The organism is Streptomyces sp. NBC_00076 (assembly GCF_045041235.1).
Lineage (GTDB): Bacteria > Actinomycetota > Actinomycetes > Streptomycetales > Streptomycetaceae > Streptomyces.
Map to the genome: position 1 here is coordinate 2983071 of NZ_CP108242.1, position 16658 is coordinate 2999728.

A 16658-nucleotide genomic window follows, 5' to 3' on the forward strand; every position below is an offset into this window, starting at 1 on the left:
GGTCACCTCGTGACGGTGGGAGGGGTGGACGGGGCGGCGGAGCTGTCGGGACGGAGCAGACGCAGGGTCAGCTGGGCCTTGCGCGCGAGGTCGACCCACGACGCGTAGCTGAACCCGAGCCGGTAGCCGCCCGAGGTCGGGGAGTTGATGCGGTCGAGCGGGACGAGTTCGCCCCGGGCCAGCTGCTCCAGCTGGGCCAGCAACCGCTCGTAGGTGGGGGCGGTGAGGAAGCCGGTGCCGGGGTCGTCGGGCGACGCGGCGACGGGCTGGGTGCTCTGCTCACGCTCCCCGGGTACGGCGGGCTCGTCGTCGTCGACGATGGAGTCGTCCCGGCGGATGCGCAGCGAGTAGCCCCAACCGCTCTCGACCTGCGGGAGCTTGACGCGGACCAGGTCCAGCCGGGCGGCGGACTCGTTCTCCTGCTCCGCCGCCTCGGCCCGCATCCGGGCGATCACCTCGACCGAGCGGATCGCGCCGTCGGCGCCGTAGAAGAAGGGGACGCCGGGCCGGGCGACCGGGATGTCGGCGTCGGCGCAGCCGACCCCGTCGATCACCGCGAGGACCTTCTCGTCCTCGGTGACCTTGTCGAGCGGCTTGACGACCAGGAAGGCGGCGCCCTCGGCGGGTGTCAGGCCGTCGACGTCGTGGCCGGCCTCCTTGAGCCTGCGCTCGAAGAGATGGGTGAACTCGGGGGTGAGGTTGGCGTGCACACCGCCGACGAGGGCGACGTCGCACTCGCCCTGTTCCAGGTTCCGCTTGGCGAGGCCGAGGGCGGTGCCGAAGGAGCACAGGTCGTCGTCGATGACGACACCCGGGCCGCGCAGGTCGAAGATGTTCTGGATGCGGCCCGCGGTGATGTTGTCCATGTAGCCGGGCAGCGCGTTCTCCCGGGTGAGCGGGATGTAGCGGTGCACCTCGCGGGTGTAGCTCTCGACCAGTTCGGCGCGGGTCTTCTCGTCGAGCGCCCGGTACTCCGGTACGTCCTGAAGGGCCCGCTCGAACTCCACGAGGCGGATCCGGAAGTTGCGGGTCAGGCCGGATTCGAGGCCGCAGGTCGCGCCGACGAAGACACCCGCGTTGACCCGGTCGGCGGCGGGCGCCCCGTACTCCTCAAGGGCCTGCCCGGCCGCCATCACCGACAGCAGCTGCGCCCGGTCCAGGTCCTCCAGCACGTTGGGCGGGATGCGGTACGTCTTCCACGGGAAGTCCAGGTCGGTGACGACTCCGCCGCGCCAGGTGCCCTCGGGGTCGTAGATCTCGGCGGCGTCCGGGTGCCAGCGGTCCTCGGGGAAGCCGGTGACGCCGGCGCCCGGCGCCCGGTCGCCGACCAGGCCCTCGGTGTCCCGGGAGAACGGGGCGACGCAGCCGATGCCGAGCACCGCGAGCGGGGCGTTGGCCGTGCTGCGGCTGCTGTCGGTGTGGCTCTGCTGCTCCAGGGCGGCGTCGGCGTGGTGCACGGCGTCGTACTGCTCCACGATGACGCTGGTGTTGACGCCGCCGAACCCGAAGGCGTTGGTCAGCGCCCGGCGCGGCCGGCACTCCTCGGGCGCCTGCCACGGCTCGGAGGCGACCGGCACCCGGAACGGCGAGCCGTCCAGCTTCATCGCCTCGGGGGCCCGGGTGAAGGCGTGCGTGGGCGGCACCGTCTCGTGCTGGAAGGCGAGCAGGATCTTCAGCAGGTTGGCCATGCCGGCCGCCGAGAAGGTGTGCCCGATCTGGGCCTTGACCGAACCGAGCCGGATGGAGCCGGGCTCCGCCCCGGAGTCCGCGTACAGCTGCTGGAGGGAGCTGACCTCGACGAGGTCGCCGGTGGAGGTGGCGGTGGCGTGGGTCTCGATGTAGTCGAGCTCCCCCGGCCGCGCGTCGGCGAGTTCGAGGGCGCGGCGCATCGCGGCGACCTGGCCGCGCGAGGACGGGGCGTAGATCGCCTTGCCCTTGCCGTCGCAGCGGGTGGCGACGCCGCGGATCACTCCGGCGATGGTGTCGCCGTCGCGGACCGCGTCGCTGAGCCGCTTCAGCAGGACGGTGCCGGAGCCCTCGCCGTTGATCAGGCCGCTGGCGCCCTCGTCGAGCGGGGTGGAGCGGGTGGCGGACAGGCCGCCGATCTTGGCGAAGCAGACGTTGCCGGTGATGTTCATGTTGCCCTGCACACCGGTCGCCAGGACCATGTCGTGGCTGCCGTCCTGGAGGTACTTGACGGCGGTGTCGATCACGGTGAGGCCGGAGGCGCAGGCCGCGTCGCCGATCGCCGCCGGACCGGGCAGCCCGATCACCCGGGCGACCGCCTTGGCGACGCTGACCTGGAAGACATGGGCGGCGGGCCCGGAGTCGGCGTCGTACAGCCGGTTCTTCACCGCGGCCGGGAAGCCGCTCTCCAGCGCCGTTCGCTGCCCGCTGTCCAGCGCCTGGAAGGCCTCGCTGTTGCGCAGGTGGTGCAGCACCTCGGTGGCGCGGAAGGTGAGCGAGGACTCCATGACCTGCTCGTCGCCGAGCATGTTGCCGACGAACAGCGCGGTGTCGGTGGTGCTCAGCCGGCTCGGGCTGTACCCGGACATCCTGAGGGTCTGCAGGACGGTGTCGAGCACCATCAGCTGGGTGCGGTTGAGCTCGCCGACGGCCTCCCGGCCGATCCGGGTCAGTTCCTCCAGGCCCGAGGGGCCGGCGTAGTCGTCGAGGAAGCCGCCCCAGCGGCAGTACGTCTTGTCGACGACGCCCTTGTCCTCGGTGTGGTAGTCCTCCCAGTTCCAGCGGTTTTTCGGCGGCGAGTCGATGCCGATCCGGCCGCCCAGAATGTTCTGCCAGAACGTGTCGGCGTCGTACGAGTTCGGCGGGAAGACGCAGCCGTATCCCACCACGGCGATCGGGTCGAAGCCCTCGAAGTCAGTCCCAGGCACGGAGCTGCCCTTTCTGCTGGTGGCCGTCCGGCGGCCGGGGGGCCACGGAGGCGATGGCGAAGATGTGGTCGGTGACCCGGCCGTAGCGGACGGAGACCCGGTGGCCCGGATCCGCCCCCGCGGGGAGGGTGATGTCGAACACTCCGGCGGCGGAGTCGGCCGCGCGCAGCCGGGCGGTTCCCCAGCCGTACGCGAAGCCGATGCCGTACGCCTTGAGCAGTGCTTCCTTGACCACCCACAGCGCGGTACCGCGGTGGCCGGTGTCGAAGGCCTGGAACGCGGTCTCGGCCAGGGCGACCTCGCGGTCGGTGAAGACGGTGCGCCGCAGCGCGGGGCTGAAGCTGCGCAGCGGTTCCACGTCGACGCCGACCCGGCCGCCGTGGGCCAGGGCGCACACCGCGAACCGGAGGGTGTGCGCGAGCGAGATGTCCGTGACGTGCCGGCCGACGGTGCCGGCCAACTCGGGCGTACGGGAGGACAGTTCGGGTTTGCCCGCCCGGCCGCCCGGCTTGTTGCCGAGGACGGCGAGTTCGCTGGGTGTGACGGGCAGTCCGGCCCGTTCCAGGGCCAGACACACCAGCCGCTTGGCCGCGACCCTCCCGGCCAGCCACTCCACCCGCCGTTTCGGTACGGCGATGCGGCTGAGGACCGGGAGTTCGGCCGGCGCCAGGTAGTGCGCCCGGTAGGCGGCGGGGGCCGCCGCGTAGTCCCCGCGGACCTGCGCGATGGGGAGCCACTCGATGGTCACGGCGCCGCCCCCGGGCAGCGGGGTTCCGCTGCCCGGCAGGGCGGTCTCAGTCCAGGAGACCTGTATCGCCCTCATCACGCCCCACCTGTGTCACGACTAGGTCCTGGATCTCGCACAGCGGGTGGCCCGCCGCGTCGAGGATCCGGGTGCTGATGCGCAGGTCTCCGGGTTTTCCTCCTTGATCGGGTGCGACGGGTGCGACGGTCGAGTCGGTGTGCACGGTCTCGCCGGGCAGCGGGACGCGGTGGAAGCGCATCGCCGCGATGGAGACCGGCACCACATGGCTGCCGAGGTGGTGGTAGGCCCACAGCAGGGTGGAGCGCCAGGCGTTGTCGATGACGATGGGCAGGGTCCGCAGCCGGGGCGTGGGGGCGGCGGAGAACAGTCCGCGACCGGCGTCGACCACGATCTCGCTCACCATCCGCCCGTCCTCGATGTCCCCGACGAACCCGATCCGCCGCACCTGGCGGAAGCGCGGGCCGAAGGTGATCTGCCGGGCGGCCCGCTCGTAGAACCGGTCGATGTCCAACTCGGTCGATTTCTCTACGAGTTCGGCGAGTTCCGGGTCGGGTGCGGGCGCGTTGGCCGGTTGCTGTGCTTGCGGTACTTGCTGTCCTTGGGGTGCTTGCGGTGCGAAGACGTACGTGCCGCGTGAGTGCACCCGGTCGGCCTCCAGGACCCGGCCGTCGGCGGTGACCAGGTCGGAACGGATCTCCGCGCGGACCCGGCGGGTCCTGTCCGCCCGTTCCTCGTCCGTCCGTTCCGCGTCCGCCTCCATTTCCGCCTCGAACCGCAGGTCGAGGGGGAAGTTCGGCAGGTGTTTGACGAACTTCAGGAACTCGATGTTCTCCGCCGCGACGACCGTGTGTCCGGGGACCAAGAGCCCGGACGCCTGCACCTGCCCCTCGATGTGCAGCACCCCGGGGAAGGTGCCCGCTCCCTTGACCCGGTGGTCGTCGAGGTAGCGGTCGGCCCGGGGATCGAGCCGTTTAACGGCCCGCACCCGAGTGTCGGTCACCTCCAACACCCGGTCCAGCAGGGGCAGTTCGAAGCGGTCCCGGACGCTGCCGTCGGGGCCGACGGGGACGGCGACCTCGGTGTGCGTGGCGTCCATCGAGGCGTCCTGGCCGCCGTAGCTGTTCTTGCCGATCTCGCCGAAGACCAGCACCTCGGGGTCGTCGCCGCCCTGGAAGACCTCCCGGGCGAAATGCTGCACACCCTCCTCGACGCCCAGGTAGCGCAGCCCGCGCACCTCCTCCTGGACCCGCCGCACCGCCTCGGTGGCGGCCATGCCGACGTCGGCCCAGCCGGTCCAGCACAGGGTGAAGACACGCATGTCGGGGTTGCGGCGGGCAAGCAGCGCGCTGAGCTTGGAGACGAGGTCGGCGCCGGCGGTGTAGTCGACCTGGCCGTCCATGCCGAAGCGGCCGAGGAAGGAGCCGAAGAAGCCGAAGAACTTCAGCTGGTCGTTCTTGACGGCGTGCCAGAGGTGATGGGAGCCGTCGGCCTTGACCCGGACCACGTGCCGGGCGTGGTCCAGGGACTTCTTCGGCACGGTGGCGACCGAGTCCAGGCCGGCGGCGTGCACGACGCCGTCGATCCGTCCGTACCGCTGCCGTACCGAGTCGATCGCCGCGGTGACCTGCTCGCCGTCGGAGACGTCACAGACCTCGTAGACCGACAGCGGGTTGATGGCGTGCAGTTCCTCGATGTTCCGGTACAGCTCACGGGCGTTGGCGAGGGCCGCGAACTGCTTCTTCGCCTCGACCGGGGTGATGGCCGGGTTCTTCTTCTTGGCCTGCGGGAACCAGCCCTTGCCCAGGCGGGCGAAGGCCTCGTCGTCCAGCGCCATCCAGTCCTCGGTGCCCTTCGCCGGGCGGGTGCGGCCGAGGATGACGACCCGCACGCCCTCCAGCCGGGCGAGTTCCTTCGCGCATTCGTACGTGATCCCGCGCGAGCCCCCGGAGAAGACGACGACGCTGCCGGGGTCGAGACGGAGGGGCTGTTGCCGTTCGTTGGTCGTGATCTCGTGCGGGACCACCTGGACGATCTTGCGCAGTCCGCGGAGGTGGCCCACCTCGACGGTGGGTTCCGCGTCGGTGGTGATCTCCGCGAGCAGGAGGTCCGCCGCGCCGGCCGCGTCGCCCTCGGTGAAGTCGACGACCTTGACGCGGGTGTCCGGGAGTTCGAGGTCGAGGCTCTTGGCGAAGCCCGCGGTGAGGCCGCCCAGGGGGTCCATCGCGCCGTCGGACTCCAGGCCGAACACCCCGCCGACCGCGGTGGCCGCGAAGTAGCCGCCGTCGCCGCCGGCCTGCGCGAGGTCGGCGAAGTAGGCCTTGGCGGCGAGGAGGTTGACGGTGAAGTGCTGGTCGGCAATAGAGCTCCAGTCGGCGGCGGGCCGGTCGAAGGAGGTGGTCGCGGCGACCGGGTCGGGGCCGGGTCCGTAGGGGTGCAGGTTGACGACGACCTGGACTCCGCCGTCCGTACGGGCGGTCGCGAGTGCCCGGGCCAGCGAGTCGGGGTCGGTGAAGTCGGCGCGGGCGGTGGGCCATTCGTCCAGGCCGGTGCTCGCGGAGCTTCTGATGGGCCCGGCGCCGTCCGGTGCGACGACGTACGGCCGTGCGCCGCGCTCGGTGAGGCGCGGGAGCACCTCACGGGCGAGGGCCGTGTCCTGTCCGGTGATCACCACGACCGCCTTGCCGTCCAGGGAGAACGGTGTGGCGTCGGGGTGGTCGAGAGGGCTCTCGACCGCGAGGGGGACGTATCGTCCGGCGATGCGGTCGATCGTGCGCTCCAGGACAGGCGGCAGCACCGGCCGGGCGGGTGCTGCCTCGGGTATGTGGCTGTCGTCGGAGCCGTCGCCGCCCGTACCCGAGGTGCCGCCGCCGCGCGGGCTGCGTCCGCTGGCGGCCTGGAGGCCGGCGACGAACTCGGCGATCCGGTTGAGGGTGTTCAGCGACGAGGAGTCCACGTCCTCCACCACCGGAAGCCCCAACACCTCCCGCACCTCACCGAGAATCTCCGCCTGCTTCACCGAGTCGATCCCCAGATCCGCCTCCAGATCCAGATCCGCCTCCAACAGATCAGCCGGATAACCCGTCTTGGCCTCCGCCACCTCCCACACCACACGCTCCGCCTCGGCCAACTCCGCAGCCGTCGCCTCGGCAGGCTCATCCGGTACGGGGGTGTCCTGTACGGATGTTGCCGCTACGGATGTTGCCGCGGGCTTTTCCTGGGCCGGTGCCGTCCGTGCGGGTGCTGCCGGGGCGGGCCGGGTCGCGGCCTGGAGGTCGGCGACGAACCCGGCGATCCGGCTGAGGGTGTTCAGCGACGAGGAGTCCACGTCCTCCACCACCGGAAGGCCAAGCACCTCCCGCACCTCACCGAGGATCTCGGCCTGCTTCACCGAGTCGATCCCCAGATCCGCCTCCAGATCCAGATCCGCCTCCAACAGATCGGCCGGATAACCCGTCTTGGCCTCCGCCACCTCCCACACCACACGCTCCGCCTCGGCCAAATCCGCAGCCGTCGCCTCGGCAGGCTCATCCGGTACGGGGGTGTCCTGTACGGATGTTGCCGCTACGGGTATCGCCTGGGCCGTGGCGGGCTCGGGCCCCGCGGCGGTCTCCCGTGCCGTCGCGGCAGGGGTGCCGGTGCCACGGGAGGCGTCCGCGAGCTGGTCGAGCAGGTGGCCGAGCGGGGCGTCCGCCTCGGTGGAGACGGTCGTGTCCGTCAGGCCCAGATGCGCGGCGAGCGCGCCCGCCAGCTCCTCGCGGACCCGGGTGCTCAGCCCGAGGCCCGCGCCCATCAGCTGGGCGGGGTCGAGAAGTCGTACCGGATAACCGGTGTAGCGGGCGGCGACCTTGAGGAGGTCCTCGCGCAGTTGCGCGGTGGTCGGGGCGCTGTCGGCGGCCGGCTCCCGCGCGGCGGGGGTCTGCTCCTCGGTCTCGCCGCCGGTCAGTCCGTGCACCTCGGCGAAGGCGGTGAAGCGGCGCATGCTCTCCACCGCGCCCAGCGACTGGATGTTGGTCGGGGTGACCAGGGCTTCCTTGTCGGAGCCGGCGAGGATCCGCTCGGTCAGCCCGGACAGGATCGACTTGGGGCCGACCTCGACGAAGCTGTTGTGGCCGTCCGCGTGCAGCCGGCCGACCAGGTCCTGGAAGCTGAACGGCGTGACCAGTTGGCGGGCCAGCAGCAGCGGCAGGTCCTGGACGTCCTGCTCGGTGTAGTAGTCGCCGATCACCGTGGACAGCACGGGGACCTTCGGGGCGTGCCAGTCGAGCGCGGCGAGGGTGCGCTCCAGATGCGGTACGGCCTCCTCCAGCAGGTCGGAGTGGAAGCCGTGCGAGACCCTGAGCCGGGTTGCCTTGATACCGCGTTCGAGGCACAGCGCGGCGGCCCTGTCGATGGCGTCGGAGTCGCCCGAAAGCACGGTCTGGTCAGGCGAGTTGACCAGGCTCTGAACGAGGTAGCCGCCCTGGCCCCCGCGCAGCAACAGCAGCAGCCGGGAGAGCTGTTCGCGGCTGCGGTCGCTGTCGGTCTGCAGGCTGAGCATGCCGCCGCGCCGGGCCTCGGGGATGACCTTGACGGCCAGGCCCCGCCCGTACACCGCGCGGACGCCGTCCTCCAGTGAGAGCGCCCCTGCCGCGACGAGGGCGCTGATCTCGCCCAGGCTGTGCCCGATGTGGGTCTCGGCGGTGACGCCCTGACTCTCCAGCAGCCGGTGCGCGACCATGCTGCCGGCGAAGATCGCGGGCTGCATGACGACCGGGTCCTGGAGTTCCTTCGCCGGGTCGTTGCCGCCGGAGCTGAACATCCGGCTGGTCAGGGTGTGCCCGGCCAGGGAGCGGTAGGTCTCGTCGATCCGCTCGAACGTCTCCGCGGCGACCGGGTTCTCGGCGGCGAGGTCGGCGAACATGTCGGGGTACTGCGCCCCGTGGCCGGGGAACAGGAAGGCGGTGCGCAGGTCGACACCCGTGGTGCCCAGGTAGACACCCTGGGCCTGAAGGGCCCGTCGGCTGGCGGCGGAGACCTTCTCCCCGCTGCGGGCTTCGGTCGGTGTGATGGTCACTTTTCTCTACGTCCCCTCAGGCCAGTACGTTGTGCCGCCGGGCGGCGTCAGCGAGCAGTTCGACGGCGCGGTCCACGTCCTCGGTGGTCATGGCGGCGGTGACGGTCGCCCGGAAGCGGGCACGGCCCTTGGGCACGGCCGGGAAGATCGCGCCGGAGATGTAGAGGCCGTCGTCCACCAGTTCCTTGGACATGCGCAGCGCGGCGATGTCGTCGCCGACGAGGATCGGGATGACGGGCGTGACACTGCCCAGCACCTCGAAGCCGGCGCGGATGAGTCCGGAGCGGAAGCGCATGGTGTTCTCCCAGAGCTTCTCGGTGCGCCACGGCTCGCGGCGCATCAGCTCCAGGGCCTTGAGCACGCCGGCCACGGTCGGCGCGGGCAGGCTCGCGTTGAACATGTAGGCGTGCGCCGAGTGGCGCAGGAACTCGACGATGTCGTGGCTGGCGGTGACGAATCCGCCCACCCCGCCGAGGGTCTTGCTGAAGGTGCCCATCGTGATGTCGGGGATGATCCCGTAGTGCTCCCCGGCGCCCCGGCCGTTCTCGCCGAGGAAGCCGGTGCCGTGGGCCTCGTCGACCATCAGCATCGCGCCGTACTGCTCGGTGAGCCGGTGGATGTCGTCCAGCGGCGCGATCTCGCCGTCCATGGAGTAGACGCCGTCGACGACGACGAACTTCTTCTTGGCGTCGGCGTTGCGCTTGAGGACGTACTCCAGTTTCTCCATGGAGTTGTGGGCGAAGATCTTCACGGCGCCCTCGGCCAGCCGGCAGCCGTCGAGGATGCTCATGTGGTTGATCTGGTCCGTGATGACGATCGTGTCGCTGTCGCACAGCGCGGAGATCGTGCCGAGGTTGGCCATGTATCCCGAGCTGTAGGTGATGGCCGCCTCGGTGCCCATCCACTCGGCGAGCTTCTCCTCCAGCTCCAGGTGGAGCACGGTGGTGCCGTTGTTCAGGCGGGCACCGCAGGCTCCCGAACCGTAGGTGTCCAGGGCGTCCTTGACCGCCTTGTTGATCTCCGGGTGTCCGGCCAGACCGAGGTAGTTGCCGCTGGTCAGCATGATGACCTCGCGGTGGTCTATCTCCGACCGGCCGCCGGGAGCGGCGGTGAAGGGCATTTCGAAGGTGTAGAAGCCGCTGTCCTTGAGGTCCCGGATCCGGTCGTTGACGGACGCGAGGGTCCGGGCGTACTCATCCGTGATCATTAGTGATTTCCCCTCTCGGTGCGTCGCGCACCACCTCCGGCGAGCCGGACGGGCGGGGCGACCGTCACCCGACAGAGGGCACGAATCGGTGTGCGGATACCGGCCATACGCGCCGTTTCACTCCCACCCGCCGGGCCGCTACCCCGGATGCAGAGCCCGGCGACCAGGGGTCCAGTGGCCTGCGACTCGACTGTGGGACACAGGAGTTCAACAGGTCCCTACGGGGAGGACCGAGGAGGTTCGACGTGGCCGGTACGACCGTCCGGGCTCAAGTACCCGAGTCTTCCACCGAGTTGGTGGAAGCCTGCCGCGCGGGCGACCAGGCGGCCTGGGGGCGCCTCATCCAGAGGTACCGCCCGATCGTCTGGACGGTCGCCCGTTCGCACGGGCTGCGCCCCGCCGACTGCGAGGACGTCTGCCAGGTCACCTGGCTGCGCGTCATCGAGAACGTCGGCGCGCTCAACGACCCGTCCAGGCTCGGCGCCTGGATCGTCACCACGGCCCGCCGTGAGGCGCTCAAGGTGTCGGGCAACGGCGTCAAGTACCACCTGGTCGACGACCTCTCGGAGTTCACCCATGAGACCGGGCACCACCAGGCCACCCCGGAGGAGACCGTCCTCAGCAGGGCGGAGGGCGATCTCGCCCGGAGGGCCATCCGGCATCTGCCGGCTCAGCACCAGGAACTGCTGGGATTGCTGCTCCGCGATCCCCCCATGAGCTACGACGCGATCAGCGCGGCTCTCGCCATGCCGCGCGGCTCCATAGGCCCCACCCGCAACCGCATTCTCCGGCAAGCCAGGGATTTCCTGCGCGACATGTGAGAGGACGAACCATGAGTGCCCAGACACAGGGCCATCCCGTCCGTACTTTCGTCATCGCCGCCGTGGCGATGTTCATCACCTCCCTCGACAACCTCGTCGTCACCACCGCGCTGCCCGCGATCCGTGACGACCTGAACGCCGGGCTCGACGAACTGGAGTGGACGGTCAACGCGTTCACCCTGACGTTCGCCGTCTTCCTGATGACGGGCTCCGCACTGGGCGACCGCTTCGGCCGTCGTCGACTGTTCATGATCGGTACCGCGATCTTCACCCTGGCCTCGGCCGGGGCCGCCATGTCGGACACCGCGAACGAGCTGATCCTCGCGCGCGCCGTCCAGGGCATCGGCGGAGCCATCGTCGTCCCGCTGACCCTGACCCTGCTCTCCGCGGCGGTACCGCCCGCCAAGCGCGGTGCGGCGCTGGGCGCCTGGGGCGCGGTCGCCGGTCTCGCGATCGCGCTCGGCCCGGTGGTCGGTGGCGCGATCGTGGAGGGCGCGTCCTGGCAGTGGATCTTCTGGGTCAACGTGCCGCTCGGCCTCGTCCTGCTCCCCCTGTCCAAGGTCTGGCTCGCCGAGAGCCGGGGTGCCAGCGCCAAGCTCGACCTGGTCGGCACGGCTCTGCTCAGCGTCGGTCTGTTCGGTGTGGTGCTGGGCCTGGTCCGCGGTGGCGCCATCGGCTGGACCTCGGGCGAGGTGCTGGCCGGCTTCATCGCGGGCGGCGCGCTGATCCTCGCCTTCCTGGCCTGGGAGAACCGTGTCGAGCACCCGATGATGCCGCTGGGCCTGTTCCGCGGGCGGGCGTTCTCGATGACCAACCTGGCCTCGGTACTGATGTACTTCGGCATGTTCGGCGCGATCTTCCTGGTGGCGCAGTTCCTGCAGACCGCTCAGGGCTACTCCCCGCTGGAGGCGGGCCTGCGCACCCTCCCCTGGACGGCGATGCCGATGCTGGTCGCCCCGGTGGCGGGCGTGCTGTCGGACCGCCTCGGCGGCCGCAACATCCTCGCGATCGGCTTCGTCATCCAGTCCGTCGGCCTCGGCTGGTTCGCCCTGGTCGCCACCCCGACGGTCGGCTACGGGTCGCTCGTGGCCCCGTTCGCCATCCTCGGCGTAGGCATGTCGCTCTTCTACGCCCCGGTCGTCAACATGGTCTTCTCCTCGGTCCGCCGCGACCAGGAGGGCATCGCGTCCGGCGTGAACAACGCGGGCCGCGAACTGGGCGGCGTCCTGGGCGTAGCGGTCCTGGCTGCGGTGTTCGCGGCGCAGGGCGGCTACGAGACCCCGCAGCACTTCGTGGACGGCATGATCCCCGCGGTGTGGGTGGGGGCGGCGGTGGTCCTGGCGGCCGCGGTGGCCTCGATGCTGATCCCGAGCGGCCTCCGTCCCGTGGGTGCGGCGGCGGAGGCGGAGGAAGCGGCGGCGGCAGCGGCGGCGGCAGCCGCAGCGGCCGACGCACAGCCGACCGTCCAGGAGACCGGCAAGGCGTCGCAGGTCACGGTGGCGTCCTGAGCCGAGCCCGAAGACAGGGGCGCGCGGCTCCCTGAGCCGCGCGCCCACCCGAACCGGGCGGCCGGTCCACATCCCCCGGGGACCGGCCGCCCACGCACACCCCGTGTTCCGAGCTTCCTGGCCCTACCCCTGTTCCCAGCCCCGTTTTCTTTCCAGTCTTTCCAGCCTTCCAGCCTTTCCAGATCGGAGACTCCTGTGTCAGCAGACTCGATGTCCGTCGAAGAGAGCCTGTGGAAAGTCGTCTCGGGCTCACCGACCCCGGAGGAACTGGCGGCCGTGACCGTGGTCCTCTCCATGCTCTTCCGTCAGGCCGAGACCGAGGCGGCCCCCGCACCCGTCATCCCGCTCGCCCGCTGGAGGCACGCCACCGCCCCACGCACGGCGGGTTCCTGGCGCGCGCCGGAGCGCATCGCTTCGTAGCGAGGTACGCCGGTGGAGCTCCGTTGTTCCATCCGTTCTGGAAACTGGCCGGTCCCGGCCCGGGTCGCCCCTTCCAGGGTCGCTCCCCGGGCAAGGCCGGAACGTCGGCTACGACGCGCTCGGGCCCGGAGTCGCCGGCCCCACGCCGCGCAACGACTGAATGGTCCCCCCGAGCTTGGGACGAAGCTTCTCCAGCACCTCCGGCTTGGCACCCACGGCCCACTGCGGGCCGACCAGGTACTTGCCCCCGTACACGGAGGCGGCATCAAGCCAGGTCAGCTTGTACTTCTCCGCGGGGAACGTGGTGATGCGGTAGTTCCCCTGCTTCGTCTTGCACTGTCCCTCGCGCAACTCGTCCGCCTCGATACGTATCTCGGCCTTGCACCCGGTCAGCGCGGCGATCACCTCGACCTTCGCTGGGGCCACGACACCGGCGACGGGAGCGGAGGACCCTTCGGCGGACGCCTTGGCATCCCCCGCCCCGCCCCCTTCGGACCCCCCGCACGCCGCGAGCAGCGGCAGCAGAGCCAGACTCCCGACCAGCGCGGCACCCCGCGTCAGCAGACGGGCATGGTGCACTGCGAGGCCGGCACGCCCTCGCTGCGACTGCTGTGGCACGTCCCTCTCCGTATCCGGTCGACACCGTCCCGAACCGCACGAGCGGACGGGCATACGACTACGGAAGGGATACGGGCGAGCGGGGGCGAGCGTTCACCCACCTCGGACACCTCGGACGTCAGCAGGGTCCGGTGGCGAAGGCCACGAACGCGGTCCGCTTCGCCCGACGGGTGCCAGACGGGTCGCGACGACGGTGAGTACGGCTCGAAGCGACCGGAGGCCGCTAAGTCACCCTGCCCGGCGTACCGACCGGCTTCACCGACCTGGACTCCCCTCGCCAAGCACCGCCACGGCCCGACCGCGACCATGACCGTCGCCTTCGAGGGCCCACTACTCCCGCTTCGTCGACATGGCGCAGTCCTGACGCGTCTCCTGCGGGGTCTCTCGACATTCGTGTCGCCCTCGCACGGCTGGTGCCGGATGGAAGTCGGATCCAACGTGGCGCGGAGACATACAGGTCGCGCCTGTACCTCGTTCGCGTTGAAACGCCGACGTCTGGAAGGCCAAGCGGCCACGCCGGGAACAGCCGGTCCGGCGCCGCGGTTGCATCGTCCGGGGGACCGGCGCCGCACGGGCGGGGAACACGGAGACCACAAGGTCGTCCGCCCGACCATGATCCGGGCCCCATCGCGGTAGGCCTGCCGCGCACTCGGATCAAGACGTATGTCTGCAGGAGGACTGATTCATGGCTGACCGGCCCTTAACGCTCATGGCAGTACACGCCCACCCCGACGACGAGGCCACCGGAACCGGAGGGGTCCTCGCACGGTATGCGGCGGAGGGCATCCGGACGGTTCTCGTGACGTGTACCGACGGCGGTTGCGGTGACGGACCGGGGGGTGTCAAGCCAGGCGATCCCGGGCACGATCCGGCGGCGGTGGCCTTGATGCGCCGTCAGGAACTTGAGGCGAGCCGTGACGTCCTGAAGATCAGCGATCTGGAGCTGCTGGACTACGCCGACTCCGGGATGATGGGCTGGCCGAGTAACGACGCCCCCAATTCTTTCTGGCAGACCCCCGTGCAGGAGGGCGCGGCCCGACTCGCGGAACTCATGCGGCACTACCGACCTGATGTGGTCGTCACCTACGACGAGAACGGCTTCTACGGCCACCCCGACCACATCCAGGCCCATCGGATCACGATGGCGGCGCTGGAGATGACCGCGCTGACACCGAAGGTGTACTGGACCACGATGCCCCGCTCGATGATGCAACGGTTCGGCGAGATCATGCGCGAGTTTCATCCGGACATGCCGGAGCCGGATCCTGCCGAGGCCGCCGCGATGGCCGAGATCGGCCTCCCCGACGACGAGATCACCACGTGGGTGGACACCACCGCGTTCAGCGGTCAGAAGTTCGACGCGTTGGCCGCGCACGCCAGTCAGGGCGAGAACATCTTCTTCCTCAGGATGGGCAAGGAGAGGTTCGGCGAGTTGATGGGCCTGGAGACCTTCGTACGGGTCCAGGACGCCACCGGCGCGGCCGTACCCGAGACCGATCTCTTCGCCGGACTGCGCTGATCCGCCCGTCCGATCGGCCCGGGAAAGCGCATCGACCGCACGGCGCGATCGAGCGGGTCACACACCCGGAGGCCTGTCCAGGCGGGTTCCGCTCCGGCGGCCCGCGGGGACAGGCCTCGCCGGCGGCGTCGACGCGTGCACAGTCGTCGTGATCGCCCGCAGTACGCAGGAGGCCGTGGTCGTCAACCTGCCGAGCCTGTACGTGCTCCGGTCCGGGCAGGAGTAGCGCCCCGGCCGGCGTCGAGCAGACCGGCCGTGTTCACTCACTCCGCGTCCGCGACGACCGATCCGACGCGTTCGGCCAGGCCCGGGTCACGTCGGACCAGGAGGGTCGCGTAGCAGACGGCGGCGAGGAGGGTGGCCAGTGCCGCGTACGGGAACCAGCTGTACGGGGCGGGCTGTCCGGGCTTGGCGAGGTAGTAGAGGGGGATCAGGACGGCCAGGGCACCGACCGCGGGCAGCACCAGGTGCCGCACGATCCGGAACTCCTGCGGACGGTATCTGCGGTAGTACAGCGGCAGCGCGATGTTGGACGCGAGGTAGACCAGCAGGATCAGGATGGCGCCCAGACTGGAGGACTCGGCGAAGAACACCACCGGGTTCATCTGACCGCCGTCCCCGAGCACATGCCCCAGCCCCCAGCCCCCGATGATCAGCAGCGCGGTGACGGTGAAGGTGACGATCGCGTTGTTCGGCGTACGGCGGGTGGGGTGCACGTAGCCGAAGAAGGACGGGAGCAGCCCCTCGCGTCCGGCGTTGAACACCAGCCTCGCCTGGGAGTTGATGCCCGCGATCAGCACGCCGAGGGTGGAGGTCAGGCCGCCGACGTAGGCGAGGATCGCCAGCGCCCCGAGCGTGTGCTGGGCGACGTCGACGAAGGGGATCCGGGACTCGCCGAGCCGCTGCACGTCGTAGCCGAAGCCGGTCACCGTGGCGTAGGAGAAGAGGATGTAGCTCACCGTCATGATCGCGACGGAGGAGAACACGGCGCGGCCGACGTTGCGCCGCGGGTTCTCCGTCTCCTCGGCCAGTGCCGCCGAGTTCTCCCAGCCGATGAACAGGTACACCGCCAGCGGGAAACCCGCCGCGAGGCCCTTGATGCCGTGGGTGAGGTGGGAGGGCAGGAACGGAGCCACCGAGAGGTCACCCCGGTGCTCGACGATCGCCGCGACCGAGACCACGACCAGCACGAGCATCTCCACGCCGAAGAAGTAGCCGGCCCACTTGGTGGACACCACGATCCCGCGCAGCATCAGCACCACCGCCAGCCCAGTGAGCAGCAACGTCCAGATGATCCACGGCAGGTCGACGCCGGTGTAGTGGTGCAGGGTGATCTGCATGAACCCGCCCGAGATCGCGATGACGGAGGCCATCGCGATGATGTAGCCGAGTCCGGCGAGCAGAGCCGTGGTCACCGCGCTGACCGGCCCGAAGGTCTTGCCCACGAAGGTCGTGAAGCTGCCCGCCGAGGGGTGCGCCCGGGAGAACTCGGCGAGCGTGTTGCCGAACAGCGCGACCGCCACCCCCGCCGCCACGATGGTCAGCGGGGACGCGACGCCCGCGGTGGTGGCCAGGAAGGCGAACCCGAAGAAGAAGCTCATGGCCGGGCCGACGTTGGCCATCGTGGCGGCGGCGATGTCCGCCATGCCGAGGACGCCGCCACGCAGCCGCTCGGGCGTGCCGCCGACAGGACCCGACGTCGACGACGGTCCGAGAGGTCCGGGGTCAGGCATGGCGACAGCTCCTTCTGAAAGAGCGCTTTGAGCGGTGGCCTTGGGGGCCTTGAGGGGGGCCTTGAGGGTGGCGGCCTTGAGAGGAAGAGGGAGAAGAGGGAACAGGGAGGGAGGGGAAC

General features: G+C 70.4%; 10 protein-coding genes and 1 pseudogene. 5 read left to right on the plus strand and 6 right to left on the minus strand.

Features of this window, described 5'->3' with window-relative positions; all coding sequences use genetic code 11:
• Window positions 1-2: 2 nt before the first annotated feature.
• From OHA64_RS13675 to OHA64_RS13690, 4 genes are read right to left on the minus strand one after another with little or no spacing between them, the layout of a single operon-like run.
• Window positions 3-2894, minus strand: a complete 2892-nt coding sequence (locus OHA64_RS13675; protein ID WP_405612593.1) for a beta-ketoacyl synthase N-terminal-like domain-containing protein — start codon at window positions 2892-2894, stop codon at window positions 3-5.
• Entirely contained in the window at window positions 2881-3717 is an 837-nt protein-coding gene (locus tag OHA64_RS13680) for a 4'-phosphopantetheinyl transferase family protein (RefSeq protein WP_405612595.1), read from the minus strand. The genes OHA64_RS13675 and OHA64_RS13680 overlap by 14 nt, the downstream gene beginning before the upstream one ends.
• Window positions 3689-8713, minus strand: coding sequence for an SDR family NAD(P)-dependent oxidoreductase (locus OHA64_RS13685; RefSeq protein ID WP_405612597.1), 5025 nt, complete (start codon window positions 8711-8713; stop codon window positions 3689-3691). Before OHA64_RS13685 ends, OHA64_RS13680 begins: the two co-directional genes overlap by 29 nt.
• A gap of 16 nt (window positions 8714-8729) precedes the next feature.
• Window positions 8730-9920: an aminotransferase class I/II-fold pyridoxal phosphate-dependent enzyme gene (locus OHA64_RS13690; RefSeq protein WP_405612599.1), complete on the minus strand. Its 1191-nt coding sequence runs from the start codon at window positions 9918-9920 to the stop codon at window positions 8730-8732.
• A 245-nt stretch (window positions 9921-10165) separates the two neighbouring features.
• Here OHA64_RS13690 and OHA64_RS13695 point away from each other — a divergent pair, with 245 nt between their 5' ends.
• The 3 genes from OHA64_RS13695 (at window position 10166) to OHA64_RS13705 (ending at window position 12669) form a co-directional block, all read left to right on the plus strand.
• Window positions 10166-10741, plus strand: a complete 576-nt coding sequence (locus tag OHA64_RS13695) for an RNA polymerase sigma factor (RefSeq protein ID WP_405612601.1) — start codon at window positions 10166-10168, stop codon at window positions 10739-10741.
• 11 nt (window positions 10742-10752) lie between these two features.
• Window positions 10753-12249: a DHA2 family efflux MFS transporter permease subunit gene (locus tag OHA64_RS13700; RefSeq protein ID WP_405612603.1), complete on the plus strand. Its 1497-nt coding sequence runs from the start codon at window positions 10753-10755 to the stop codon at window positions 12247-12249.
• Window positions 12250-12459: 210 nt separating this feature from the next.
• Window positions 12460-12669: an acyl-CoA carboxylase subunit epsilon gene (locus OHA64_RS13705; protein WP_405612605.1), complete on the plus strand. Its 210-nt coding sequence runs from the start codon at window positions 12460-12462 to the stop codon at window positions 12667-12669.
• A 108-nt stretch (window positions 12670-12777) separates the two neighbouring features.
• Here the strand turns inward: OHA64_RS13705 and OHA64_RS13710 are convergent, their stop codons facing one another.
• On the minus strand, window positions 12778-13287 hold the full coding sequence (locus tag OHA64_RS13710; RefSeq protein WP_405612607.1) for a hypothetical protein: 510 nt from the start codon (window positions 13285-13287) through the stop codon (window positions 12778-12780).
• Between the two features lie 685 nt (window positions 13288-13972).
• Here OHA64_RS13710 and OHA64_RS13715 point away from each other — a divergent pair.
• Together OHA64_RS13715 and OHA64_RS13720 are read left to right on the plus strand one after the other, a co-directional pair.
• Complete coding sequence (locus OHA64_RS13715; protein WP_405612609.1) at window positions 13973-14806, plus strand: PIG-L family deacetylase; 834 nt, start codon at window positions 13973-13975, stop codon at window positions 14804-14806.
• Window positions 14807-14948: 142 nt separating this feature from the next.
• Window positions 14949-15032 (plus strand): annotated as a pseudogene (locus tag OHA64_RS13720) (cupin); the annotation flags it as partial.
• Between the two features lie 37 nt (window positions 15033-15069).
• On the opposite strand, the gene OHA64_RS13725 reads toward OHA64_RS13720, so the two are convergent.
• The gene (locus OHA64_RS13725) at window positions 15070-16539 is read right to left on the minus strand and encodes an APC family permease (protein WP_405612611.1); all 1470 of its coding nucleotides are present in this window, start codon (window positions 16537-16539) and stop codon (window positions 15070-15072) included.
• Window positions 16540-16658 lie beyond the last annotated feature (119 nt).